The following is a 24,641-nucleotide window of genomic DNA, read 5'->3' on the forward strand; positions in this document are numbered from 1 at the left end:
GGACGCGACCATGAGCTATCAGATCAGCGTGTTGGACAAGAGCCCGGTGGCCGAAGGCGCCTCGCCGGAGCAGGCGCTGCGCAACAGCCTGCAGCTGGCACAGCGCGCCGAACAGCTGGGCTATCACCGCTACTGGTTTGCCGAGCACCACGCCGCGCCGACGTTGGCGAGTCCCGCACCGGAGGTGCTTGCGGCGTGGGTGCTGGCGCAGACCCGGCGCATCCGTGTCGGCAGCGGCGGGGTGATGCTGCGCCACTACGCGCCGTACAAGGTGGCGGAGAACTTCAACCTGCTGGCAGCGTTGGCGCCAGGGCGCGTGGATCTGGGCGTGGGCAAGGCACCGGGCGGCCTGCCAGCGTCGACTGCCGCGCTGGCGGCCGGGCGCCCGGGGTTCGCCGACTTCGACCAGCAACTGCGCGATCTTGAGGGCTATCTGTCCGGCGCCGAAGCCGATGTGCTGGCGCGGCCGATTCCGCAGCAGGCGCCGGAGCGCTTCCTGCTCGGTGCCAGCCCGCAGAGTGCACGGCAGGCGGCCGAGCTGGGCTGGCGCTTCGTCTACGCCGCGCACTTCGACGGTGACCCGAAGCACATCGAGGCCGCGTTCGACGCCTACCGCAGCGTCGCCTCGCAGCCGCCGCTGCTGGCCACGGTGGCCTTCGCCGCACCGACTGCGGAAGCCGCTTCGCGCCATATCGGTGCGCTGCGCGTCTACAAGCTGCACCTCGGTCCCGGGCAGGCGGTGAACCTGCCCAGCGCCGAGGCAGCTGCCGAGTACGCGCACCAGGTGGGGGTGGCCGACTTCCGCATCGAGGAGACGCGCCCCAGCGTGCTGTCCGGTGATGCGCAGCACGTGCGCGGCGAACTGGATGCGTTGCACCGGCGTTTCGGCGTGGGCGAGTTCATCCTCGATGCGCCGGTGGCCGACCTCGACGCACGCCTGACATCCCTTGAACTGCTGTCGCCCGCGCCGCGCGCGGCGGTGGCCTGACCTGCAGGAGCGATTCCCATGAGCACCACCCCGCGCCACATTCCGTTCGGCATCATGCTGCAGGGCCCCGGCAGCCACATGCATGCCTGGAAGCATCCGTCCAACCCGGCCGATGCCAGCGTCAACCTGCAGTTCTACATCGACATCGCGCGCACTGCCGAGGAAAACGGCATCGCCTTCGGCTTCGTTGCCGACGGCCTGTACATCAACGAAAAGTCCATCCCGCACTTCCTCAACCGCTTCGAGCCGATCTCGCTGCTCTCGGCGCTGGCCACGGCAACGAAGAAGATCGGCCTGGCGGGCACGCTGTCGACCTCGTACAGCGACCCGTTCACTGTCGCCCGCCAGTTCGCTTCGCTGGATCTGCTCAGTGGTGGTCGTGCTGGCTGGAACGTGGTGACCTCGCCGTTGGAAGGTTCGGGTCGCAACTATGGCCGGCCGCACCCGGAGCATGCGCTGCGCTACCAGATCGCCGACGAATATCTGGAGGTGGTACAGGGGCTGTGGGATTCGTGGGATGACGACGCCTTCGTGCGTGAGCGCGACAGCGGCACCTTCTTCGCACCGGAGAAATTCCGCCGCCTCGACCACAAGGGCCGCTTCTTCCAGGTGGAAGGCCCGCTCAACATCCAGCGCTCGCCACAGGGCCAGCCGGTGATTTTCCAGGCGGGTTCTTCCGATGATGGCATCGCGCTGGCCGGGAAGTACGCCGATGCGGTGTTCACCCATTCGCCGTCGCTGGAAGAAACCCGCGCGTTCACCCAGAAGGTGAAGAACTCGGCGATCGCCCACGGCCGCAGCGGCAATGACGTGAAGATCTTCCCGGGCATCGGCCCCATCGTCGGCCGCACTGCCGAGGAGGCCGAGGCCAAGTACCAGGCGATTGCCGCGTTGGCCACGCTGGAGGATGCACTGGCGTACCTGGGGCGCTTCTTCGATCACCACGACTTCAGCCAGTACGACCCGGATGCACCGTTCCCGGAGCTGGGTGACATCGGCAGCAATTCGTTCCGTTCCACCACCGACCGCATCAAGCAGGATGCGCGTGAGAAGGGCCTGAGCCTGCGCCAGGTGGCGTTGGAAGCGGTGAGCCCGCGACCAAACTTCATCGGCACGCCGGAGCACGTGGCCGATGAGCTGATCCGCTGGTTCGACGCCGGTGCCAGCGACGGTTTCATTCTTGGATTCGCCGCGCAGCGCGAAGGCCTGGACGATTTCGTGACCCAGGTGCTGCCGATCCTGCAGGCGCGCGGCTACCACCAGCGCGAGCTGGAAGGACAGACCCTGCGCGAGCATCTGGGCCTGCCGTACAAGGCCAGCCGCTATTCGACCGACGCCGAGCCGGCGCGGAAGGCGGGGTAGGGCGATGAGCGGAGAGAACTCGGTAGCGCCGGGCCATGCCCGGCTGGATTCCGCGTCCATCGGCGTGCTGCCGGAAATTGCAGCACGCGCCGAGGCCGCCATCGCGATCCGCCATGACCTGCACCGCCACCCGGAGCTGGCCTTCGAGGAGCACCGCACCAGCGCCCGTGTGGCCGAGTTGCTGCAGCAATGGGGCTATGAGGTGACCACCGGTCTCGGCGGCACCGGCGTGGTCGGCACGTTGCAGCGTGGGCAGGGCGGCCGTCGGCTGGGGCTGCGTGCGGACATCGATGCCTTGCCGATCCACGAAGACTCGGGGCTGGCCTACGCCAGCCAGACCGACGGCCTGATGCATGCCTGCGGTCATGATGGTCACACCGCCATCCTGCTGTCTGCGGCGCATTACCTGGCCCATCACGGCAATATCGACGGGACCTTGCAGTTGGTGTTCCAGCCAGCCGAGGAAACCGGCTCGGGTGCATCGAAGATGATTGCCGACGGCCTGTTCGAGCGCTTCCCGGTGGATGCGATCTATGGGCTGCACAACTGGCCCGGCGTACCGGTCGGCCACTTCGGCTTCGTCGATGGTCCGGCGATGGCATCGGTGGACTGGGCGCGGCTGAAGGTGATCGGCAAGGGCGGACATGGTGCCGAACCGCAGGGCAGCGTCGACCCGATCCTGGCGGCGGCGCACATCGTCACCGCGCTGCAGAGCGTGGTGTCGCGCAATGTCGATCCGCGGCAGATGGGGGTGGTGACCGTCGGTTCGATCCACGGCGGGCAGGCCGCCAACGTGATTCCGGACGTGGTCGAGCTGAAGCTGACCGTGCGCGCCTATCTACCGGAGGTGCGCGATACCCTGCGGCGCCGGGTCACCGAGATTGCCGAACAGACCGCCGCCGCGTTCGGTGCGCGCGCCGAGATCGAATTCCCGCGCGGCTTCCCCAGTGTGATCAACCATCCGCAGCAGACCGCCTACATCCGCGAGGTGGCCGTGCAGGGCTTCGGCGCCGCACAGGTGGTGCCCGACTTCGCACCGCGCACGGCCAGCGAGGATTTCGCCTTCCTGCTGCAGGCGCGGCCGGGCAGTTTCGTGTTCGTCGGCAACGGTGACAGTGCACCGCTGCACAGCCCGCGCTATGTGTTCAACGACGCGGCCATTGCCCCCGCCGCCAGCCTGTGGGCGCGACTGGCCGAAGATTACCTGGTGAAGGACGCGACATGAGCCACGACGAACGCTTCCTCTATACCTCGGTGGATGATCCGCTGGCGCGGCCCCTGTTCGATGGCCTGGAGCAGGAGTACGACAGTCGCTACGCCGACGTGCGTCGCCGCATCGGCGGCAGCGCCCGCGAGGAGCTGCAGCGCTACCCGGCGCAGGCCTTTGCGGCCCCGGTGGGCGCCTTCGTGCTGCTGCTGCGCGACGGGGTGGCGATTTCCGGCGGTGCGTTCATGCCGCACCGCGATCCGGATACCGCCGAATTCAAGCGCATCTGGACACTGCCCGGGCTGCGTCGCCAGGGCATTGCGCGGCGCGTGCTGCAGGAGCTGGAAGAGCAGGCGGCGCGGCAAGGGTACCGGAGGGTGTTCCTGACGACCGGCTTCCGCCAGCCGGAAGCTGTTGGCCTGTACCTGAGCCACGGCTACACCGCGTTGTTCGATCTGGAGGCCGACCCGGAAACCGTTGCGCATCTGCCGTTCGAAAAGCACCTGCGGGCGACGACGCCTGTCGTTACCGCTGCACAGGCACTGCTGCACGGAGCCCACGCATGAGCACACCGTCGACCGCGCTGGAGGGCATCGCCGCTCGTCCGGCGCCCGGACCGGCACTGAAGATCGTGCCGGCCCGGCATCCGCTGCAGGTCTTCGGCACGGTGCTGGCACTGGCGCTGATCCTGATCGGGCTGCAGTCCGTGCTGGGCAATCCGCGCTGGGGTTGGGGCACCTTCGCCGAGTGGTTCTTCGCACGCCCGGTGTTGGAAGGCCTGGGTCGCACGCTGCTGCTGACCGCGCTTGGCACCGGCCTCGGTTTCGCGCTGGGTACGCTGCTCGCGCTGGCACGCGTCTCTGGTTCGCCGCTGCTGTCGGCGGTGTCGTGGGGCTATGTGTGGTTGTTCCGTTCGATCCCGTTGCTGGTGCTGTTGTTGTTGCTGAACAACCTGGGCTACCTGTACAGCACCATCGAACTGGGCGTGCCGTTCACCGGCATCAGCCTGTTCTCGTACCCGACCACGCAGCTGATCGGTGTGTTCACCGCCGCGGTGCTGGGCCTGACCCTGAACCAGGCGGCGTTCTCGGCCGAGGTGATCCGCGGTGGCATTCTTTCGGTCGACCACGGCCAGTACGAGGCCTCGGCCGCGCTTGGCCTGCCGCGGGGCCGCCAGGTGCGCCGCATCATCCTGCCGCAGGCAATGCGCTCGATCCTGCCGGCCGCGTTCAACGATGTGATCGGCCTGGCCAAGAGCACCTCGGTGGTCTACGTGCTGGCGCTGCCGGAGCTGTTCTACACCGTGCAGGTGATCTATCGGCGCAACCTGGAAGTGGTGCCGCTGCTGATGGTGGCCACGGTCTGGTACCTGGTGATCCTGACCGTGTTGTCGCTGCTGCAGCGGCGCGTGGAACAGCGCTTCGCGCGCGGCCAGCTGCAGCGCGAGCGCTCGGTGTCGCGGGTGTCGTCACCGGTGCGGACATCCAGTGATGCTGCGCCGCGCGTGGCCAACCGCCCGCGCATCGCCACCCAGGTCGAAGCGGGCCAGGGCGCGGCGGTGTCGCTGCACGGCGTAGGCAAGGTGTTCGGCGATCAGCCGGTGCTGGAAGACGTGAACCTGGACCTGCGCGCCGGCAGCGTGACGGTGCTGATCGGCCCGTCCGGTGCCGGGAAATCCACGCTGCTGCGGTTGATCAACCACCTGGAACGCGCGGACAGTGGTTACGTGACCGTCGGCGGCCAGCTGATCGGTTACCGCCGCGAGGGTGACACGTTGTACGAACTTCCCGAGCGCGAGATCCGCCGTCGGCGTGCCGAGGTGGGCATGGTGTTCCAGGGCTTCAACCTGTTCCCGCACCTGACCGCATTGGAGAACATCATCGAGGCGCCAATCGCGGTGCGCGGCGTGCCGCGTGCGCAGGCCGAGCGGCAGGCGCGCACGCTGCTGGAGCGGGTCGGCCTGGCCGACAAGGCCGGTGCGTTCCCGCGCCAGCTGTCCGGTGGCCAGCAGCAGCGCATCGCGATTGCCCGCGCGCTGGCGCTGCAGCCGAAGGTGCTGCTGTTTGACGAACCCACGTCGGCGCTGGACCCGGAACTGGTGGCGGAGGTGCTGAGCGTGATCGAGGAACTGGCCCGTTCGGGTACCACGCTGGTGATCGTCACCCATGAGCTGAGCTTCGCCCGCCGCGTGGCCGACCACGTGGTGATGATGGACCAGGGGCGGGTGATCGAGCAGGGCACGCCCGAGGCCCTGTTCGAGCGCCCGCGCCAGCAACGCACCGCCGATTTCCTGGCCAAGACCCTGTAACCCCGGAAGGAACATCATGAGCCCTGCAGTACCGCGTCGCCCCTCGCGCAGCACCCTGTTGATCGTGGGCGTGCTGGTCATCGGCATCGCCGGCATCGTCTACTCGCGCGCGCGCCAGGCCCCGGAGGCTGCCGCTGTGGCCGCGGCCAGCCTGGCCGGCACCAACACCGCCGTGCTGAAGGGCACGCTCGACCCGAAGGCGCAGGCCTTGATTCCTGCGGGCTACCGCTTCGTCACGCCGGGCGCATTCACCGTGGCGACCCACCCGGGGCAGCTACCGCTGGCCGACTACGGCGCCGACAGCAAGGACGTGGTCGGCATCGAACCGGACATCGCGCGGCTGATCGCGGATGCTTTGGGCCTGAAGCTGGTGATCGTGCCGGTGGCCTGGGCCGACTGGCCGCTGGGGCTGGAGTCAGGCAAGTACGATGCGGTGCTGTCGAACGTGACGGTCACCGAGGAACGCAAGAAGAAGTTCGATTTCTCCAGCTACCGTTACGACCTGCTGGGCATCTACACGCGCAGCGACGGGCCCATCCAGAAAATCGAAAAGCCCGCCGATGTGGCCGGGCTGAAGGTGGTGGTCGGTGCCAGCACCAACCAGGACCAGATCCTGCGCCAGTGGGACCAGCAGAACATCGCGGCGGGATTGAAGCCCGTGGAATACCAGTACTTCGATGACGCGGTGGTCGGCCGATTGGCGGTGATCACCGGCCGCGCCGATGTCTCGTTCGAGCCCAATGCTACCGGCGCCTATTCGGCGCGCGACGGCAAGGTGCGGCGTGTGGGCCTGTTCCCAGGGGGATGGCCGAATGCCGCAGCGATCTCGGTGACCACGCGCAAGGGCAGCGGCCTGGCCGACGCGGTGACGCAGGCGCTGAACACCCAGATCGGCAGCGGCACCTATGCGCAGGCGCTGAAGCGATGGAATGTGGCCGAGGAAGCGGTGCCGCAGTCGCAGACCAATCCGCCGGGGTTGCCGACGCTGCAATGACGCCGGGCGTGGCCCGGCGCTACTTCCGTCTTTGTAGAGCCGAGCGATGCTCGGCTGCTCTACCAACGCGCCTCCAGTGTCCGGAACGGTTTCGCCAAGCGCACGCCCTCGGCGTCGAAGTCGGAAACGCTACTCCCATCCACACGCACCGTCTTCGGCATGGTGCGCGCCGGCCACCAGACCTTCACTGCCGTCCCGCTGCGCAACCCCTTGCCCAGCGTGACCGTCAGCATGCCGTCGCGCTGCCGCGCCTGCATCTGCAACGTGCCGTACGCGGTCGGCAGGCGTTCCACCGCCAATCCACCCCCCGCCACCCACGAAGGTGGCGTACCTGGCAGCAGCGACAACGCATCATCGTCTTCGCGCATCAGCATGCCGAACAGCGTGCGGCCGTATTCGGCGCCGATCCAGGTGTGCGGCATGTCGCCCAGGTAGCGCGGGAAGCGCAGCCGTGAATGCACTACTTCGGCCAGCACCTGCCACTCAAGCGGGCGCCGATCATGCAGAAGCCCCTGCAGCAGCTCATCGGCCACCTGTGGCTGGCCGAGGTGCACATAGCTCAGCACGTTGCGGATCTCGTACGGGGTGTACGCGTACAACGCACCAGGCTGGCTGCGCTTGCGCACATCGTCCAGATAGCGCGCGAAGGTGGTCCGCAGCGCCTCGGCGGGCAGCACGCTCTGTGCGCCGGTCGGGTCCAGTGCGATCGATACGCCGGTGGGATCGCCATCGCCCAGGTCGGCCGAGGAGGGAATGAAGTCGATGCCCTTCCACGCCATCGTCGCCCGGATCGAGGCATGCAGCGCGTCGTAAAGCAGTTTGTACTGTTCGCGTGCCCACGCTGCGGTCTCGTGGTCGCCGAGCGATTCGGCCAGCCACGCGCCGTCGTGCCAGCCCTTCAGGCCCCAATAGTCGTCCCAGTAGCTGTGGGTGGGAGACGGATAACCCTCATGGCTGATCGACGGCGCAAGAATGCCCGCGAAGCGCTCCGGCGCTGGTTGGTCGGCCTTGTAGCCGGGCGCCAGCGTGCGTTCGCGCAGTTCCTGCAGGAAGCGCAGCGCTGCCTTCACTTTCGGCAGATAGGCACGTACCGATTCGGGTCCGCCATCGAGGCGCGCGACATCGGCCACCAGCGTCACGTACTGGCCCTGGCTGTCGTACTCGATGTCCGAGCCGAAGCCGGTATTGACGCTGCCATCGTCGTTGAGGATCGGCGAGACCAGGCCGTTGGCATGCACCCCGTGTTCGCTGTACCAGGCCAGGTAGTCGCGCGCGACGCGTGCTTCGCCCATGCGCAGCAGCACCGCCGAGGTGGCCATGCCGTCGCGGATGAAAGAGCGGTTGTAGTTGCGCGGGCCGGGCTGCATCGCCGGGCCGGTCTGGTTGATCAGCATGTAGGCGGCCTGCGCACGCAGCATGTCGACCAGTGAGGGATCGGGCAGGCGCAGGCCGACCTGGCCCAGCCGTGCCTGCCAGTCCGCGGAGGCCTGCGCGGCCAGGGAATCGAACGCCGCATTGGATTCGCGGGGCAGCGTGGCTAGATCGAGCGCGGGCGCTTCGGGCAGTGCGCCCTTGGTATCGGCGGCGGTAGTACCCAGCGGGAACGCGACCACGATGGCATCGCTGGCCCCCGGTGCCAGTGATACGCGGTAGTTCAACGCAGCCGAGGCAAGACCCTCGTCGTCGCGCGCCTGTTGCGTGGAGGGCAGCTGGCCGGCAGCGAGGGTCGCGGTGATTTCCGTTGCGCCATCCTTGCCGAACGGCGCCGCGCCGGACGCAGCCACCGGCGTGAGCGACTGCAGCAGCGTGCGTCCATTGACGCGCACGGCCTGTCCATCGATCGCCACATCGCGGATCGGTGACAGCCCGCCGTTCTGCCACGGCGGATTCATCTGCATCGGGCGCACGACCAGGCTGAGCGTGCCTTCGATCCTGGCGCTGCCCGTGTTGTGCAGGCGATGCCGCAAGAACGTTACCGGCTGGCCGTCGCGCTCGATGGCGAATACCTCGCTGCGCACCTCCAGGCCGGGCTGCGGTGACCACGTAGCGGAGGGCATCGGTTTCCAGCCATCCCGCAACGCGTGCTGTATCGGCTGTCCTGCCGCGCCAGCGGCACGCCCGTCAGCGCCACGCCAGATCGGCTGCACCAGCGGCGCGCCCTTGAAGGCTTCCAGATTGCCGTATTCGTCGAAGATCGATTTCTGTCGTCCTGCGTGCACACCGACGGCGGTCCAGTAGGTCTGCTGCATCTGCAGCGATGCCGGGAACAACGCGCGCTGAGCGCCGCTGGCGGTGATCTGGTATCGCTTCATCGGCGTCATTACCGCCTTTGGCCCGAGCAGGCGCAGTCGCGCGACCTGCGGTGCGGGGCCGTCCACGCTCAGCCGGAACGCACGCAGGGGTTGTGCCGTGTCAGCAGCCAGCCAGCTTTGCCGATGATTGGCCGCCTGTGCATCGTGTGCGACGTCCTGCCAGCGGCCCTGTGCATCCTGCGCCTGCAGTCGCGCAGCGCCGCGCGCGCCATCGGCCCAGTCGACCACCAGGCCAGCCGTGGATTGAGCCTGCGGCAGCGTGATCTCGAGCGCATGGGATCCACCTTTTCCGGCCGGAACCGCAACGGTGCCGCCGCCTTGCCAGAGCGCGGCTGCCTGTGTTGCATCGACATCGGCGATGCGTGCGCTGAGCGTGCTGTCCAGCGGCTCCAGCTCGAAGATCGACACGCCCCAGTCGGAGGTGCGCTGCGGACTGGCCAGTCGTAGATAGCGCGCCTGCCGCGGCGCGAAGTACAGCGTTTCCACATCGCCCAGTGAATCGGCCATCGTGTACGCGGTCTGCCACTGCATGCCATCCATTGAGGTCTGCAGTGAATAGCCTTCCGGGTTGGAGACATCCCAGGTGAGGCGGGCGCCCGCCAACTGGGTGGGCGCGCCCAGGTCGATCTGGAACCAGTGGCCGGGGCTGAAGGCGCCGCCGGTGACGGTCTTGGGATCGCCGTCGATCAGGTGGCCGATCGCCATCGCCGGCACCTGCTGCGAGGAACTGCTGGCCTGCCATTGGCTGCGCGGGGGGAGGGTCTGTGCCTGCGCGCTGTAGGCCAGCGCGGCCAACAGCAGGGCAGCGACAGGGCACAACGGGAAAAGCGGGGTGGAGACCTTGGAGCGTTCGGCGCGCAACGTCATTACGGACAGCCTCGCAGGTTCGACCGGAATCGGGCGAGCGCTACGCTAGCAAGGTATGTAATCGGTTACATGACGCGCTGCAATAGGTTGCGGATGATCCCCGGTCGCCTCCTTCGTGGGCTTGAGTCACGATTCATCGATGGGACTGACGCATGTGGCTCTGGACGCCTGCAGGCTAGGTCATACGCTGATTGATAGCGACCTCAGGTCTGAAATGGATTGATGGTGGAATTCAGCTTCACGCTGATGTATCGGGTGCCCGATACCGGAGAAGATCTCAGTGCATTTGAGCGATGTCTTGCAGAGTCGGGATGTGACGATGCATTGCTGGGCAGCGGTTTGCCGGGCATCTTGGCGTTGCGATTCTGGCGAGAGGGAACGGCCGCAAACGATGTCGCGCGTGACACATGCGCGCAGGTCCAGAAGGCGCTCCCGGAAGCCGAGTTGATAGCGGTGCATTCTGATGTCAGCGATGCTGCCAGCGTCTCTACCTGCAGTTTCGCCAGAGCTGAGCCTGCTTGACTTCCACTGAACACGTTTCAGAAGCAGCCGAGCATGGCTCGGCTCTACAGGGCCTTGGGATACATGACGCCCCGTCACGCCGGTTACAACTCCACCGTCTCCCACCAGCGCGTACCCGCCTGCGGCGCCTGCATGTCCAGCGCTTCGCCCATCATCGGCGTGGCCACCGGCACGTTCTTCGCGGCCGCCAATGCGGTGATGCGCTCGAACGGCTGCTGCCATGCGTGCAGGGCCAGATCAAAGGTGCCGTTGTGGATCGGCAGCAGCCACTTGCCGCGCAGGTCCAAGTGCGCCTGCAGCGTCTGTTCCGGCTGCATGTGCACGAACGCCCAGCGCGGATCATAGGCGCCGGTCTCGATCATGGTCAGGTCGAACGGACCGTACTTCTCGCCGATGGCCTTGAAGCCGTCGAAGTAGCCGGTGTCGCCGCTGAAGAAAATGCGGAAGTCACCGTCCTGGATCACCCATGACGCCCACAGGCTGCGGTCGCTGTCACCCAGCCCGCGGCCGGAGAAGTGCTGGCCCGGGGCCGCGGTCAGGCGCAGGCCGTTGGCTTCGGTGGATTGCCACCAGTCCAGCTGCTCGACCTTGCGCGCATCCACCCCCCACGCGATCAGCTGGTCGCCGACGCCGAGCGGTGCAATGAAGCGCGCGGTCTTGCCGGCCAGCTGCATCACGGCGGCATGGTCCAGGTGGTCGTAGTGGTTGTGCGAGAGGATCACGCCAGCGATCGGCGGCAGCTCTTCGATGCTGATCGGCGGTGCGTGGAAGCGGGCCGGGCCCATCCACTGCACCGGCGAGGCGCGCTCGGAGAAGACCGGGTCGGTCAGCCAGTACTGGCCGCGCAGCTTCAGCAGGATCGTGGAGTGCCCAAGCCGGAACAGGCTGCGGTCCGGCGCGGCGTCCAGCGTGGCGCGGTCCAGCGGCTGCACCGGAATGGGGTGGGCCGGGACGGTGCCCTTGGGCTTGTTGAACAGGAACGTCCACCAGATCTCCGCACCGTCGCGCAGGCCCATCGCCGGACGGGGCAGGGCATTGCGGAACTTGCCATCACGGTACTGCGGCGAATCGGGGAAGTCGGGGAGGGACCAGGACTTGCAGAAGGTGTAGGCGGTCACAGCGAGGATTCCAAGCAGGAGGACAAGGAGCAGGCGCTTCATGGGTGACGTCCGCTGGGTACACTGAACAGTGTAGTTTCGTGTTTTTCAAAAGTACACTGTCCGGTGTAAAATGTGCGCATCCGTTCAGTTATCCGGTTTCTGCCATGCCCCGTGCCCCGCAACGCCTGACCGACCGCAAACGCGAGGCTATCGTGCGCGCGGCGGTGGAGGAGTTCCGTGCATCGGGCTACGAGGCGACCAGCATGGACCGCATCGCCGAGGTGGCCGGGGTCTCCAAGCGCACCGTCTACAACCACTTCCCGAGCAAGGAAGCGCTGTTCTCGATGATCCTGGAGGAGCTGTGGGAACGCAGCGTGGCCAGCGACGCACTGCCGTATCGCGCGGACCAGCCGTTGCAGGCGCAGCTGCTGCAGTTGCTGGGCCAGAAGCTGGAACTTCTCAGCGATGCCAACTTCATCGACCTGGCACGGGTGGCGATGGCCGAGGTCATCCACTCACCGGAGCGGGCGCAGGCCATCGTCTGCCGCATGGGCGAGAAGGAAAGTGGCGAGAGTGCCTGGATCCGCGCAGCAATTGCCGATGGCCGCCTGCGCGAGGTGGATCCGGACTTTGCCGGCCACCAGTTGCACGGCCTGGTGAAGAGCTTTGCGTTCTGGCCGCAGGTCACGATGGGGCAGCCACCGCTGACCGCGCAGGAACGTGCGCGCGTGGCCGAATCGGCGGTTGCGATGTTCCTGGGCTTCTACGCGGTCTAGCTGGCGGCGAAGCGACGGAACTCGTCGGCCGGCAGCGCCGCCGAGTACAGATAGCCCTGGCCGACATCCACGCCCAGGGCTCGCAGCTTCTGCTCCTGCGCCAGGGTTTCGGTACCTTCGGCCACCACGATCGCGCCGCAGCGGTGCGCGACCTCGACGATGAAGCGCACGATCGACTGTGACTTGGCGTCGGACAGCGTGGCGATCAGTGCCTGCTCGATCTTGACCTCGGCGATGGCCAGCTGCGAAAGCAGGATCAGGGTTGAATAGCCGGCGCCGAAATCATCCAGCGACAGGGTGACCCCGGCTGCCAGCAGCTGCGTGATGTTGGCATCGACCACGTCGCGCTCGACGATTTCGGTCCATTCGACGATCTCCAGGCGCAGCATCGCACCGGGGATGTCACGCAGTTGTAGCAGCTCCTGCAGGCGCAGGCCGAAGTCGGGCAGGCGCAGGGATTCGGCTGACACATTGACTGCGATGGTCAGCGCCGCGCCGTCCTGCCGGCAGTGCTGCAGGAAGTGCACCGCCGACTGCAGTGTGGCCCATTCCAGGTCTGCCAGCCGGCCCTGCCGGCGCAGCAGCGAGATCACCCGCATCGGTGCAATCGGCCGGCCTTCGCCATCGCGCATGCGCAGCAGCGCTTCGGCGCCGACCAACTGGCGGTCCTGCAGGCGATGCTTGGGCTGGTAGCACAGCGGTGCATCGCCCTGCTGCAGCCAGCGTTCGAGAGCGACTTCGATCAGGGCGTCGATCTCGCTGTCGCGCTGGATCGGGTCGTCGAAGAACACGACGCCCGATTCGATCGCACTCATCGTCAGGGTGATCGCCCGGAACGGCAGGTGACCGTCGTGTGTATCGGTGGGGGGCTTGAGTTCGACTACCGCGCAACGGAACAACGGGCGGAAACCCGGCCAATCGCGGCCCACCCGTTCGGCCAGGTTGCTGGCCAGCTCGGTGATCTGCGGTTGCGTACGTAGTTCGGACAAGGACAGGTCGCGCACCAGGATCGCCAGCGCGGCATCGCCGAACTGGTAGATCTCCAGTTGCCCGGTCGGCAGCGATGGCAGCAGCCGATGTACTTCTTCGGTGCTGTCGCGCTGCCACAGGCCGCTTTCCTGCAGCGGACCGTAGCGCAGGCGCAGATCGCGCAGGTTGCCCATCTCGGCCACGATCAGGCAGGCCTTGCCGAGGCCGTCGTTGTCTCGCCAGTACTGCTGCAGACGTTCGCCCAGCGCACGCATGTTGGGCAGGCCGCTGATCGGATCGATGCGCAGCCAGGCGTGTTCGCGCTGACGCTGTGCATCGATCTGCGCATCGTTGTAGACCAGTGCGAACACCGCGCCCAGCATCAGCAGTGACAGCGGCAGTGCCAGCAGGCGCTGGATTGCCAACTCCTCCACGGGTAGCTGATTGGCGCCGATGATTGCGACGCCCAGTGCCAGGCCCAACGCAGTGACGACGATACGCACGCCCCAGGCCTGCAGGATCATGCGCAGCGAGAGTTCATTGAGCATGCGCGGGTGCAGGCGCCTGCGCAGCCAGACGCCTGCCAGCATCTGCAGCGTGGCCTCGAGGCCGGCCGGCAGAAAATACTGGGTGCCGGCGAACTGGTAGCGGGCCAGCAGGCTGGCACCCAGGCAGGCCAGGCCGCCGCGCCAGCCGCCGAGCAGTCCGCTGACCAGCAGGATGTCGAAGCCGAGGTGCAGCTTGACCACGCCCTGGGTGTAGCGGGCTACGAACCAGGCGTTGAACAGGTAGATCAGGCCCAGCGCCACGCCCACGTACAGGCGGCGGCCTTCAATGGCATGGCCAGCGCGACGGGTGGCGATCAGCAGCACGCCGATCATGCCGATCACCGCCGTGGCCTGCAGCAGGTACAGCGGCAGGCTGGGCAGGCCGCTGTCCAGGACCTGGGCCGAGACCCGTGAAAGCGCATCCATAGCAGGTTCCCGCCTGTGACCGACGGCCAGTGAGGAGCAGGGTAAACCACAGGCGCCCGAGCGGCCACCAAGGGCCCCGGGCCGAGGCCTCTGCAGTCAGTAGCGCGGGTCGGCGATGGCCGGCAGCACCAGTTCGCGCACGAAGCCGGACGGTGACAACTGCAGCAACGCGCGCACCATCGCAACGACGTCATGCACGGGCACTAATTCGCCGTCGCCGCGCGCTGCGGCCTCTGCAACCGGCACCGACAGTGCATCGTCGGTGTTGAGGTAGCCCAGCTGCAGGCTGGTCACCGCCAGACGGCGATCGCGGAAGCCCTCGCGCAGTGCATCGGCGATGCCGTTGAGTGCGAACTTGGACGCGCCGAACGCCACTTCCGGGCGGCCACTGCGCGGCAGTGCCGAGGTTGATCCGGTCAGCACCAGCTGTGGGCGTGGTGCGCCGAGCACTCGCGGCAGCAGGCGCTGCAGCAGCACCAAGGTGGCGGTGATGTTGACGTCGACCAGTTGGGTGAGCGCGGCATCGCTCTCGTCGAGGAAGGCGTACTCGTCGCTGAAGGCGGTCTCTTCCCAGATGCCCAGGTTGTGGATCAGCACATCCAGATCGGCCGGTGCCTGCGCTGCGATGTGATTGGCAGCCAGGGTGGGTTGGGACAGATCGGCTTCGATCCACTGCAGGGTGACGCCCTCGGGGCATTCAAGATCGCGCGGACGGCTGCGCGAAACGCCGATGACGGTGTCGCCCGCACTGCACAGGCCTTCCACGAACGCCCGACCGAGGCCCCTGCTGGCGCCGATGACCATCAATTTCATGTAGCTTCCTTCCATTGCGCGCTCTGCTGGGCGGTGTGCTTCGGGATCGGCGAGAATCCGTAGGGTCCCCAGCAACAGGAGCATCCCGACATGGGAGCACCCGATCCCTTCACTGATGGCCTGCCGCTGCCGCGGGCGTGGCAGGAAGCGTTGGCCGATGCGCACATCGAGCGGCAGTCGATCGGCGTGTCTCGTGCGGATGTCGCGCGGGTGCATCGTCCCGGGCAGGCTGACGCCTTCCTGAAGTCGGAAGTGATCGACGCCTTCAGTGAGCTGGGCGATGAGATCGCGCGCCTGCGCTGGCTGCAGGAACAGGGACAACCGGCGCCAACGGTAATTGCCACCGCCGAAGAAGCGGGCCGGCGCTGGTTGCTGATGAGCGCGCTGCCCGGCCGCGACCTGGCTTCGTCGCCGGAACTCGCGCCGCAGCAGTTGGTGGAACTGCTGGCCGACGCGCTGCGCGGGCTGCATGCGTTGCCGGTGGCAGCCTGCCCGTTCGACCAGCGGCTGGCCTCGCGCCTGGAGGCCGCGCAGGCCCGCGTCGAAGCGAGCCTGGTGGATGCCGATGATTTCGATGATGAGCGCCTGGGCCAGAGTCCACAGCAGGTCTTCGCTGAACTGTGCAGCACCCGTCCCGATCATGAAGATCTGGTGATCTGCCATGGCGATGCCTGCCTTCCGAATCTGATGGTGGCCGAGGGGCGTTTCAGCGGGTTCATCGACTGTGGGCGGCTGGGCGTGGCGGACCGCTACCAGGACCTGGCGCTGGCCGCGCGCAGCCTGGTCCACAACTTCGGCGACACGCGTTGGGTGGCGCCGTTGTTCCAGCGCTACGGCGCGTTGGCCGACGAGCGTCGGCTGGCGTTCTACCGGTTGCTCGACGAGTTCTTTTGAGCCCGCGCATGGCTGGCGATGGCCGCGCAGATCAGGCCACCGACCACGCTCAAGTGTTCCAGCGCGAAGAACAGGGCCAGCTGCTGTTCCGCGCCATGCTTGGTCCAGAAGGTATGCACGACGGCGATGGTCAGCAGCATGAACACTGCCAGCGCGCCGCTGCCCAGCCAGAGCAGGCGATCTAGCAGCAGGCACAGTACGCCGCCCAGCAGCACCACCGCGCTGGCGAGGTTGAACAGCACAGGCGGCTGCAGCCCGGCGGCCTGCATTTCGGCCACGCTGTTGTCCCACGCCAGCAGCTTGGCCAGGCCCGAGGACAGGAACACCACGGCCAGCAGCAGCCGGGCGAGGAACCACAGCACGCGGCTGTCGAGCAGGGTGGTGATCATCCGTGGCATGCAGGAACTCCGGGTTGGGCATGGAACAGGTCGCGCAGCATCGGGCCTCAACCGCAGTTGAGGTCAAGGCCGGCTGAACGGAGTCCGATGGTGGCCAGGTCGACATCTACAAAATGGACGAACGTTCGTTCATGATTGTGGCATGAGCCGAATCGACCGCAACGAGCAGCGCGTGACCCTGATCCTGCAGGCGGCCCTGCGGTGCTTCCTCGCCAAGGGATTCCACCAGACCAGCATGCGTGACATCGCGCAGGCGGCTGGCGTCAGCCTGGGCAACCTCTACAACCACTTCCCGGGCAAGGAAGCGATCATCCTTGCAGTGGCAGTGGCCGAGAGCGAAGAACTGGCACCGTTGCTGCGTCGACTGGCCGCGTCCGAAGGCGAGCGCGCACAGGTACTGGGTTTCCTTCAGGACTTCCACGCACTGTGCCGCCAGCCGGAATGGGCGACGCTTGCCGTCGAAGTGCTGGCCGAGAGCGCACGCAATCCGGCCGTGGCCGAGGCATTTGCGGCCAATCGCAGGCAATTGCAGGCGACCCTGGCCGAAGCCCTGCAGCAGGTGGCACGGCGCGAACGTCGGCGTCCCGTGCTGGCCCCGGCATTGCAGGCGCAGGTGCTGCTGGATGCCATTGAAAGCGATGCGCTGCGTCGGGGGCTGGGCGAAGCCGATGGCATCGATGAGGCCTCGCTGGATCTTGGCCTGCTCGCGCTGCTGCTCGGGGCACGCGCATGAGTGCCGTTGACCGGCGATTGCACGGCCTTGATCTGGCGCGCTACCTGGCCCTGGCCGGCATGGTGCTGGTCAACTTCCGCCTGGCGATGGCCGTGCCGGCAGAGGGTGAGAGTTGGTTGGCAGGGTTCTTCCATCTGCTGGAAGGCAAAGCCTCGGCGACGTTCGTCACTCTGGCCGGTCTTGGCCTGGTGCTGGCCACGCAGCGGCAGGGGTGGTGGCCGGCCAGCGTGCAGACCTGGAGGCGCGCGCTGTTCCTGATGGTGCTGGGCCTGCTCAACCTGACTCTGTTCCCGGCCGATATCCTGCACTACTACGCGGTGTATTTCGCGTTGGCGGTGGTGTGGCTGCGTGCGTCGCCGCGGGTGTTGCTGGCCAGCATCGTGGGCCTGGCGGCGTGTTCGTTCTGGGCGTTGCTGCGCTGGGACTACAGCCAGGGATGGAACTGGCAGACGCTGGAATACGCCGACCTGTGGCAATGGCCGGGCGCGGCCCGCAACCTGTTGTTCAACGGCTTCCATCCGCTGCTGCCGTGGCTGTGCTTCTTCCTGCTGGGGATGCTGCTGGCACGCCTTCAGCTGTCGCAACCGCGGGTGCAGCGAGCATTGCTGGTGCTGGGGCTGCTGCTGATCGCGGCCGGCCATGGCGTGCAGCAGCTTGCGCAGGGAACGCCTTGGCAGGTGTGGCTGGGAACGCAGCCGATGCCGCCGGGACCGGCTTATGTGCTCACGGGTGCGGGTGCGGCCTGCAGTGTCATTGCCGCCTGCCTGTGGCTGACGCGTGTGCAACCCGGGGACTGGCTGGAGCCGTTCATCGCGGCCGGACGCATGACCCTGACCCTGTACGTGGGCCACATCCTGCTGGGCATGGGCACGCTGGAAAGCCTGGGCCTGCTCGATGGCAGCGCGTCGCTCGCATCGGTGCTGCTGTGGGCGATGCTGTTCCTGATGCTGGCGACCGGCGCGGCCTGGCTGTGGTCGTGGCAGTTCGCACGCGGCCCCCTGGAGATGGTAATGCGACGCATCGCAGGCTAGTTCTCTGGTCGCGGCGAGCTGATGTTGTGACGGACATGTCTGTGTCGCGGCGAATGCATCTGCGATAGTGGCAGCAGGCAATACTTTCCGCTTGCATCCATGTCATTCGCTTCGGCGCAGCATCTCGGCGAAGTCCTGCAACAATCCTATGGCATCACTGCCACCGCCGTGGTGCCACGCCCGGTGGGTGCCGACGCCAATGCCAGCGTGTATCGCGTCGATGCGCGGCACGGGCAGTGGTGGTTGAAATGCCGCACCTACCAGGTCGCCCCAGCGGTGTGGGACAGCCTGCATTGGCTGCGCGGCACGCTGGGTATCGATGAGATCGTTGCGCCGTGGCCAGCATTGACCGGCGGCGCATCGGTACAGCGGTGGGGGCTGCAGTTCACCCTGTTCCCTTATGTGGAAGGGCAGTCCGGATTCGAGGCGGCGTTGAGCCGCACGCAGTGGAAGCGGTTGGGCGAGGTACTGCGGCGCCTGCACGGCGCGCAACTGCCAGCGCAACTGCAGCAGGCGCTGCCGATCGTACGGCTGGAAACCGCGGCGCTGGAGACGGTCGGTCAATGGCTGGCCGGCGAAGGCCTGGCGGCCGCGAAGGACGGGCTGGGCCGCGCATTTGTTTCGGTATGGGACCAGCAGCATGCGCGCATCGCGGCGCTGCATGCGCAGGCACGGGAGCTGCTCGTGGCATTGCAGGACGTACCGGTAGATCTGCATCTGTGTCACACCGACCTGCATGCCGGCAACCTGCTGATGGGCAATGACGGGGGCCTGCACCTGATCGATTGGGACGGCCTTTCGCTGGCCCCGCGCGAGCGCGACCTGATGTTCATTGGTGCGGCGGTTGGTGGGCGCTGGGGGCGCGAGAATCCGCTGGGCTTCGAGGAGGGCTACGGCAGCGACCGCGGCGATCCGCGCTGGATCGCCTGGTACCGGCATTGGCGCATCCTGCAGGACCTGATCGAGTTCCAGCAGGTGCTGTTGGGCAGCGATGGCGAGGAGCGTTCGCCGCAGTTGCGCCGGCAGTCGTTGCACTATCTGGGCGAGCAGTTCGCGCCGGGCAATGTGTTCGATGCGGCGGAGCGGGTGTATCGCGCACTGGATCAGGTTCTGGGCCGCTGCCAGGATCGCCCCGGGTAGAGTCGACTGTTGGTCGACTGCTCTTCGATTGGAACAGGCGAAGCCCGCGCTGCGCGCGAGAGTCGACTAACAGTCGACTCTACCCAGGGCCTTTCCATGCACGGTCCATTGGCTTGTCCATGCAGGTGGTTCTTATTCGGCGGGCTTGGCCGCTGCAGAGGCCGCCGCGCTTGCAGCGCGGCGTGACAGCACGGCTTCGCGGTGGGCGATGTAGGCGTTCGCGGCAAGGATGATGCCGGCACCGATGATCGTCCAGCGGTCCACCGTTTCGTTGAACAGCAGCCAGCCGAACAGCGTTACCAGTGGCAGCTGCAGGAAGCTGATCGGGGTCAGGGCGGAGACTTCGCCCAGCCGTAGCGCGCGGGTCCACAACAGCTGGCCGACGGTGCCGAGCACGCCGGTGGCCAGCAGCCACAGCCACGCCATGCCGGAGGGCCAGACCCAGACGAACAGTGCCGGGACCAGCGACAGCGGCACCCAGAACACGTAGGTGTAGAGCACCACGGTGTCAGCGCTGTCGACACGGGTCAGCTGCTTGATCTGGATCGCCACCAATGAGCTGAGCACGGCGGCTGCCACCGCTACCAGGCTGCCCGCGGTGAAGCCGGCGGTACCGGGGCGCACGATCACCAGCACACCGATGAATCCAACCACCACCGCAGCCCAGCGGCGTACACGCACGGTCTCGCCCAGCCACAGCACGGCGGCGATGGTGACGAACAACGGCGTGGAGTACGAGAGGGAAACCGCCTGCGCCAGTGGCAGATGGCCCAGTGCCCAGAATGCGCACAGCATCGAACCCAGGCCAATCGCACTGCGCACGAAATAACGCGGCAGCTGCTGCGTTTTCAGTGGCGCGTGGCCGGGGCGCAGCAGCATCGGCAGCAACGCGAGCAGGCCGAAGGCATTGCGGAAGAACGCCACTTCCTGGGTCGGCACGTAGCGCGTGGCATAGCGGATGGCCACCGCCATCAGGCCAAATGCCATGGTGCTGCCGAGCATCAGCAGCGCCGCCCGCATCGGGGTGGCGCTGGGGGAGAGGGCGGGGCTGTTCACCACTGTGCGCCGAGCAGGCGGGGCTCCGGTTCGATCGGTACGCCGAACTTCTCCAGCACCGATGCGGAAATACGTCGCGCCAGCGCCAGCAGCTCAGCACCGGTGGCGTTGCCGTAATTGACCAGCACCAGCGCGTGGCTCGGCGCAACGCCGGCATCGCCTTCGCGGAAGCCCTTCCAGCCGCAGGACTCGATCATCCAGGCCGCAGAGACCTTGCGCTTGTCGTCCTGTTCGGCCGGGAACACCGGCAGCTCGGGGAAGTGCTGCAGCAGTACGTCCACCTGTTCCAGTGGCAGCACCGGGTTCTTGAAGAAGCTGCCGGCGTTGCCCAGCACATCCGGATCGGGCAGCTTGCGGCGGCGGATCGCGATCACCGCATTGGCCACGTCCACGGCACTGGGTAGCTCCACGCCCTGTGCCTGCAGTTCCTCACGGATGCCGGCGTAGTCCATGCGCAGGTCGTGCAGCAGCGGCAGCCTGAGCTCGATGGCGGTGATCAGGTAGCGATCGGGTTGCTGCTTGAACACGCTGTCGCGGTAGGCGAAGCCACACTGTTCGTTGTCCAGCCGCACCCAGGCCTGCTCCTGGCAGTCCCAGGCTTCAACGGCCTGGATGAACTCGCCGACCTGCGCGCCATAGGCACCGATGTTCTGGATCGGCGCGGCACCGGCCGTGCCGGGAATCAACGCCAGGTTCTCCAGGCCGGACAGGCCTTCCTGCAGCGACCACATCACCAGGCCATGCCAGGACACGCCAGCGCCGGCGCGGATCACCGCATGGTCGGCGCGGTGCTCCAGGAAGCTGATGTCCCGGTTGCCGAACACCAGCACGGTGCCAGGCAGGTCTTCGGCGATCAGTACGTTGCTGCCGCTGCCCAGCACCAGCAGCGGGCCGCTGGCCACCTCGGGCAGCGCCAGCACGTCCGGCAGCAGTGCGGCATCGTGCAGTTCCAGCAGCTGCGCGGCGCTGGCCTGCACGTGGAAGGTGTTCAGCGCCTGCAGCGGCGCATTGCGGGTGAGCGTCCAGCGCAGCGGGGCGTTGCCGTCGACGGTATCCATGGGCGCGCTCACAGTGGGGCCACCGCGCCGCGGCTCGGCGCTTCGCGGCGGCGACGGATCGCCTCCACGCATTCAGAGACCAACGCCGGGCCACGGAAGATCAAGCCGCTGTAGCACTGCACCAGCGCCGCGCCTGCGGCCATCTTGGCCACCGCATCGGCACCGGACAGGATGCCGCCGACGCCGACCAGCGGGACCGATTCGGGCAGGCGCGAACGCAGGCGGCGCAGTACCAGCGTGGACTGCTCCAGCACCGGCGCGCCGGACAGGCCGCCGGCTTCGTTGGCCAGCGGATCGCCGGCCACCTTGCTGTGGTCGATGGTGGTATTGGTGGCGATCACGCCGTCCACCTGCAGTTCGCCCAGTACGCGGGCGGCGGCATCGATGTCGCGCTCGCTCAGGTCCGGTGCCACCTTCACCAGCATCGGGACGCGGCGGCCATGCTGCGCGGCCAGTGCTTCCTGGCGGTCGCGCAACTGGCTGACCAGCTGGCGCAGCGCGGTCTCTTCCTGCAATTCACGCAGGCCGGCGGTGTTGGGCGAGGAGATGTTGACGGTGACGTAGTCCGCCAGCGGATAGACCTTGTCCAGGCAGGCGATGTAATCGTCCACGGCCTGTTCGTTGGGCGTGTCCTTGTTCTTGCCGATGTTGATGCCGAGCAGGCCGCGGCGGTTGCGCGCGCGCTCGACATTGCGCACCAGCGCGTCCACGCCCGCATTGTTGAAGCCCATGCGGTTGATGATCGCGTTGTGCGCCGGCAGCCGGAACAGGCGCGGCAGCGGATTGCCGGCCTGCGGGCGCGGGGTGATGGTGCCGATCTCGACGAAGCCGAAACCCAGCGCGAACAATGCATCGATGTGCTCGCCATTCTTGTCCAGGCCAGCGGCCAGGCCGACCGGATTGGGGAAGGTCAGCCCGAACACGGTGCTCGGCATCGGCGCGATGCGTCCGGCCAGCAGCGGCGTGGTGCCGGTGCGATAGGCCAGGTCCAGTGCGGACAGGCCGAAGCCGTGGGCGCGCTCGGCGTCGAGCGAGAACAGGAAGGGGCGGGCAAGCGAATACATGCGTCGGTTCAGTCCAGCGTGCCGAGGAAGGCTCGGGTTCGATATTCAAAAGCAACCTGGCCGTCGACCGCGTGGGCGGCGAACAGGTCCTGCAGGGCGGCGATCATCGGCGCATGGCGCGGATGACCGGCTTGGGGTGCGTAGGAGGAGGACAGCAGGCGCCCGCGCAGGGCGTCGAAATCCAGATGTTGCACGTTCGGCAGCTCCACCATGCCGCGCAGGCCGGGGCCGAACCAGGCCTGCATGGTGGCGTCGTCCTGGTAGCGCTCGGCAACGGCGGTGTAGTCGGTGCCGTAGTCCAGCAGCAGCTGCTCGTAGCCGATCAGGAACGGGCTGGCATCGAGCAGGCGCGAGTTCCAGTAGATCAGTGCCAGGCCACCCGGACGCAGGATGCGCTGCCACTCGGCGCGCACCGCCACGGTGTCGAACCAGTGGAAGGCCTGCGCGACGCTGACCAGATCGATGCTGGCTTCGTCCAGTGTGGTGGCCTCGGCGCGGCCATCCACCGCACGGAACTGCGGGTACTGCGGTGCCAGCCATTCCTCGGCCGCGCCCCGCATGGCGGCGTTGGGTTCAACCGCGACTACTGGATGGCCGCTGGCCAGGAACAGGCGACTGGAAATACCGGTGCCGGCGCCGATGTCGGCGACCACGGCCTCGTGGCTGACGCCCATCGGGCCATGCAGCCACTCCAACAGTGCGGGCGGGTAACCGGGCCGGTAGCGGACGTAGTCGGCAACGCGGCTGCTGAAGCGTTCAGTGCTGTCGGAAGTGGTCATGATGATCAGTTCGACATCGCGGCGAGCCAGGCCAGGCCGCCGAAGAACAGGATGAAGACCAGGATGGCGGCGATCACGGCGCCGACCATCACCCAGCCCAGCACCAGGCCGGTGACGGCGAGGCCATCGCCTTCCAGTTCATGCGGGCGGCGGCGGATCTCGGCGCGGGCCATGTGGCCGGTGATGATGGCCACGATGCTGGCCACGAAGGGCAGGACGGTCCAGCTGGCGATGCCCATGACCAGGCTGACCACGGCCAGGGCGCTTGTCTGTCGGGGTGCCACGCTCATCGGGGTCCTCCTTGGCAGTGTGCACATGATAGTGCCTCTGCCCGGGCAATCCCATGGGCAGTGCCCTGTAGAGCCAAGCCCATGCTCGGTTGCCCCCTTGGGCTGATGCGGGATCGACCGCGTCTTGCGTGCAAGCCGAGCATGGGCTCGTCTCTACAGATTCAGCCCATCAACACCTGGCCGCCATCCACGTTGAGCACATGGCCGGTGACCCAGCGCGCCAGCGGCGAGCACAGGAACAGGGCGGCGTCGGCGATCTCACGCGGGTGGCCGAAGCGGCCGAACGGGATCTTCGCCAAGGTGCCGTGGTACAGGGCGGGGTCTTCGGTGCGGCGGCGGTCCCACAGGCCGTCATCGAACTCGATCGAGCCCGGTGCGATGGCATTGACCCGGATCCGGTCCTTGGCCAGCGCCAGCGCCTGTGACGTGGTGTAGTGCGAAAGCGCGGCTTTGGCCGCGGCGTACGGCGCGCCACCGGGGCGCGGCTGCTGCGCGGCAATCGACGACAGATTGAGGATGCAGGCGTCGCTGGAGGCACGCAGCCATGGCAGTGCCAAGCGCGAGGCACGCACGGCCGCCATCAGGTCGATCTGCAGACTGGCGGCCCAGCCGTCCTCGTCGTCGACCATGCCGTAGCCCGTGGCATTGTTGACCAGCACATCGATACCGCCGAGGGCATCGGCGGCGGCCTGCAGCCAGGCCTGGATCTGGCCGGGATCGGCCAGATCGATAGAGAACGCGTGCAGTTCGAAGCCCTGCGCCCGTGCATCGGCACGCAGGGCATCCAGGCCGGCCTGGCCGCGGGCGCAGGCCGAGACCTGCGCACCGGCACCGGCAAAGGCCAGTGCCATTTCACGGCCAATACCCTTGCTGCCGCCGGCGATCAGCACGCGGCGGCCGGTGAAATCAATCACCGGCTTGCCACCCTGTAGAGCCGAGCCATGCTCGGCTGCATTTCCTGCGGTGTTCATGGCGCATCCTGCCGGGCATGGCCCCGCACTACAGA

Annotated in this window: 23 protein-coding genes; 12 read left to right on the forward strand and 11 right to left on the reverse strand. The window is 67.2% G+C overall.

From position 1 onward, the window contains the following. Positions 1 to 10: 10 nt before the first annotated feature. From AC5P7R_RS12170 to AC5P7R_RS12195, 6 genes are read left to right on the forward strand one after another with little or no spacing between them, the layout of a single operon-like run. Complete coding sequence (locus tag AC5P7R_RS12170) at positions 11 to 988, forward strand: MsnO8 family LLM class oxidoreductase (RefSeq protein WP_495213892.1); 978 nt, start codon at positions 11 to 13, stop codon at positions 986 to 988. Positions 989 to 1,006: 18 nt separating this feature from the next. Next, positions 1,007 to 2,350 (forward strand): LLM class flavin-dependent oxidoreductase, encoded by a 1,344-nt coding sequence (locus AC5P7R_RS12175; protein ID WP_227854321.1) that lies wholly within the window; start codon positions 1,007 to 1,009, stop codon positions 2,348 to 2,350. Between the two features lie 4 nt (positions 2,351 to 2,354). Continuing rightward, a complete protein-coding gene (locus AC5P7R_RS12180) occupies positions 2,355 to 3,575 on the forward strand; it encodes a M20 aminoacylase family protein (protein ID WP_180832271.1) in 1,221 nt (406 codons plus the stop codon). Further along, positions 3,572 to 4,123: a GNAT family N-acetyltransferase gene (locus AC5P7R_RS12185; protein ID WP_021202883.1), complete on the forward strand. Its 552-nt coding sequence runs from the start codon at positions 3,572 to 3,574 to the stop codon at positions 4,121 to 4,123. The genes AC5P7R_RS12180 and AC5P7R_RS12185 overlap by 4 nt, the downstream gene beginning before the upstream one ends. Next, positions 4,120 to 5,865 (forward strand): amino acid ABC transporter permease/ATP-binding protein, encoded by a 1,746-nt coding sequence (locus AC5P7R_RS12190; RefSeq protein WP_495213894.1) that lies wholly within the window; start codon positions 4,120 to 4,122, stop codon positions 5,863 to 5,865. Before AC5P7R_RS12185 ends, AC5P7R_RS12190 begins: the two co-directional genes overlap by 4 nt. A 16-nt stretch (positions 5,866 to 5,881) precedes the next feature. After that, on the forward strand, positions 5,882 to 6,859 hold the full coding sequence (locus AC5P7R_RS12195; protein WP_495213895.1) for an ABC transporter substrate-binding protein: 978 nt from the start codon (positions 5,882 to 5,884) through the stop codon (positions 6,857 to 6,859). Between the two features lie 59 nt (positions 6,860 to 6,918). Here AC5P7R_RS12195 and AC5P7R_RS12200 read toward each other — a convergent pair whose 3' ends face one another. Next, positions 6,919 to 10,038, reverse strand: a complete 3,120-nt coding sequence (locus tag AC5P7R_RS12200) for a discoidin domain-containing protein (RefSeq protein WP_495213897.1) — start codon at positions 10,036 to 10,038, stop codon at positions 6,919 to 6,921. A 222-nt stretch (positions 10,039 to 10,260) separates the two neighbouring features. Here AC5P7R_RS12200 and AC5P7R_RS12205 point away from each other — a divergent pair, with 222 nt between their 5' ends. Then, positions 10,261 to 10,560, forward strand: a complete 300-nt coding sequence (locus AC5P7R_RS12205) for a hypothetical protein (RefSeq protein WP_197576056.1) — start codon at positions 10,261 to 10,263, stop codon at positions 10,558 to 10,560. A gap of 83 nt (positions 10,561 to 10,643) precedes the next feature. Here AC5P7R_RS12205 and AC5P7R_RS12210 read toward each other — a convergent pair whose 3' ends face one another. Further along, positions 10,644 to 11,720, reverse strand: coding sequence for an MBL fold metallo-hydrolase (locus tag AC5P7R_RS12210; RefSeq protein ID WP_227853998.1), 1,077 nt, complete (start codon positions 11,718 to 11,720; stop codon positions 10,644 to 10,646). A gap of 104 nt (positions 11,721 to 11,824) precedes the next feature. On the opposite strand from AC5P7R_RS12210, the gene AC5P7R_RS12215 reads away from it, so the two are divergent. After that, positions 11,825 to 12,436 (forward strand): TetR/AcrR family transcriptional regulator, encoded by a 612-nt coding sequence (locus tag AC5P7R_RS12215; protein ID WP_021202877.1) that lies wholly within the window; start codon positions 11,825 to 11,827, stop codon positions 12,434 to 12,436. On the opposite strand, the gene AC5P7R_RS12220 is transcribed toward AC5P7R_RS12215, so the two are convergent. After that, on the reverse strand, positions 12,433 to 14,379 hold the full coding sequence (locus AC5P7R_RS12220) for an EAL domain-containing protein (protein ID WP_495213899.1): 1,947 nt from the start codon (positions 14,377 to 14,379) through the stop codon (positions 12,433 to 12,435). The two genes, AC5P7R_RS12215 and AC5P7R_RS12220, sit on opposite strands and share 4 nt — an antisense overlap. A gap of 96 nt (positions 14,380 to 14,475) precedes the next feature. Continuing rightward, entirely contained in the window at positions 14,476 to 15,192 is a 717-nt protein-coding gene (locus AC5P7R_RS12225; protein WP_005413133.1) for an SDR family NAD(P)-dependent oxidoreductase, read from the reverse strand. A gap of 90 nt (positions 15,193 to 15,282) precedes the next feature. On the opposite strand from AC5P7R_RS12225, the gene AC5P7R_RS12230 reads away from it, so the two are divergent. Continuing rightward, on the forward strand, positions 15,283 to 16,086 hold the full coding sequence (locus tag AC5P7R_RS12230; RefSeq protein WP_111103743.1) for an APH(3')-II family aminoglycoside O-phosphotransferase: 804 nt from the start codon (positions 15,283 to 15,285) through the stop codon (positions 16,084 to 16,086). Here the strand turns inward: AC5P7R_RS12230 and AC5P7R_RS12235 are convergent. Next, positions 16,059 to 16,484, reverse strand: coding sequence for a DoxX family protein (locus AC5P7R_RS12235; RefSeq protein WP_188249773.1), 426 nt, complete (start codon positions 16,482 to 16,484; stop codon positions 16,059 to 16,061). The two genes, AC5P7R_RS12230 and AC5P7R_RS12235, sit on opposite strands and share 28 nt — an antisense overlap. 142 nt (positions 16,485 to 16,626) lie before the next feature. Here AC5P7R_RS12235 and AC5P7R_RS12240 point away from each other — a divergent pair, with 142 nt between their 5' ends. From AC5P7R_RS12240 to AC5P7R_RS12250, 3 genes are all read left to right on the forward strand, one after another. Then, complete coding sequence (locus AC5P7R_RS12240) at positions 16,627 to 17,217, forward strand: TetR/AcrR family transcriptional regulator (protein ID WP_111103734.1); 591 nt, start codon at positions 16,627 to 16,629, stop codon at positions 17,215 to 17,217. Continuing rightward, a complete protein-coding gene (locus AC5P7R_RS12245; protein ID WP_111103731.1) occupies positions 17,214 to 18,248 on the forward strand; it encodes a DUF418 domain-containing protein in 1,035 nt (344 codons plus the stop codon). The genes AC5P7R_RS12240 and AC5P7R_RS12245 overlap by 4 nt, the downstream gene beginning before the upstream one ends. A gap of 99 nt (positions 18,249 to 18,347) precedes the next feature. After that, entirely contained in the window at positions 18,348 to 19,388 is a 1,041-nt protein-coding gene (locus AC5P7R_RS12250) for an aminoglycoside phosphotransferase family protein (protein WP_180832251.1), read from the forward strand. A gap of 132 nt (positions 19,389 to 19,520) precedes the next feature. Here the strand turns inward: AC5P7R_RS12250 and AC5P7R_RS12255 are convergent, their stop codons facing one another. From AC5P7R_RS12255 to AC5P7R_RS12280, 6 genes are all read right to left on the reverse strand, one after another. Then, positions 19,521 to 20,408 (reverse strand): DMT family transporter, encoded by an 888-nt coding sequence (locus tag AC5P7R_RS12255; protein ID WP_019661359.1) that lies wholly within the window; start codon positions 20,406 to 20,408, stop codon positions 19,521 to 19,523. Between the two features lie 32 nt (positions 20,409 to 20,440). After that, positions 20,441 to 21,502: a UDP-N-acetylmuramate dehydrogenase gene (murB, locus tag AC5P7R_RS12260; protein WP_026347177.1), complete on the reverse strand. Its 1,062-nt coding sequence runs from the start codon at positions 21,500 to 21,502 to the stop codon at positions 20,441 to 20,443. 8 nt (positions 21,503 to 21,510) lie between these two features. Then, the gene (locus AC5P7R_RS12265; protein ID WP_478436448.1) at positions 21,511 to 22,566 is read right to left on the reverse strand and encodes a quinone-dependent dihydroorotate dehydrogenase; all 1,056 of its coding nucleotides are present in this window, start codon (positions 22,564 to 22,566) and stop codon (positions 21,511 to 21,513) included. 8 nt (positions 22,567 to 22,574) lie between these two features. Further along, positions 22,575 to 23,345: a class I SAM-dependent methyltransferase gene (locus AC5P7R_RS12270; RefSeq protein ID WP_197575606.1), complete on the reverse strand. Its 771-nt coding sequence runs from the start codon at positions 23,343 to 23,345 to the stop codon at positions 22,575 to 22,577. A gap of 5 nt (positions 23,346 to 23,350) precedes the next feature. Beyond that, entirely contained in the window at positions 23,351 to 23,635 is a 285-nt protein-coding gene (locus tag AC5P7R_RS12275) for a DUF4190 domain-containing protein (RefSeq protein ID WP_010484694.1), read from the reverse strand. Between the two features lie 161 nt (positions 23,636 to 23,796). Beyond that, positions 23,797 to 24,606 carry an SDR family NAD(P)-dependent oxidoreductase gene (locus AC5P7R_RS12280; RefSeq protein WP_111099073.1) on the reverse strand — a complete coding sequence of 270 codons (810 nt, stop codon included), beginning with the start codon at positions 24,604 to 24,606 and terminating at the stop codon, positions 23,797 to 23,799. Positions 24,607 to 24,641 lie beyond the last annotated feature (35 nt).

This window comes from Stenotrophomonas sp. YJH_SMC_27, assembly GCF_059369815.1.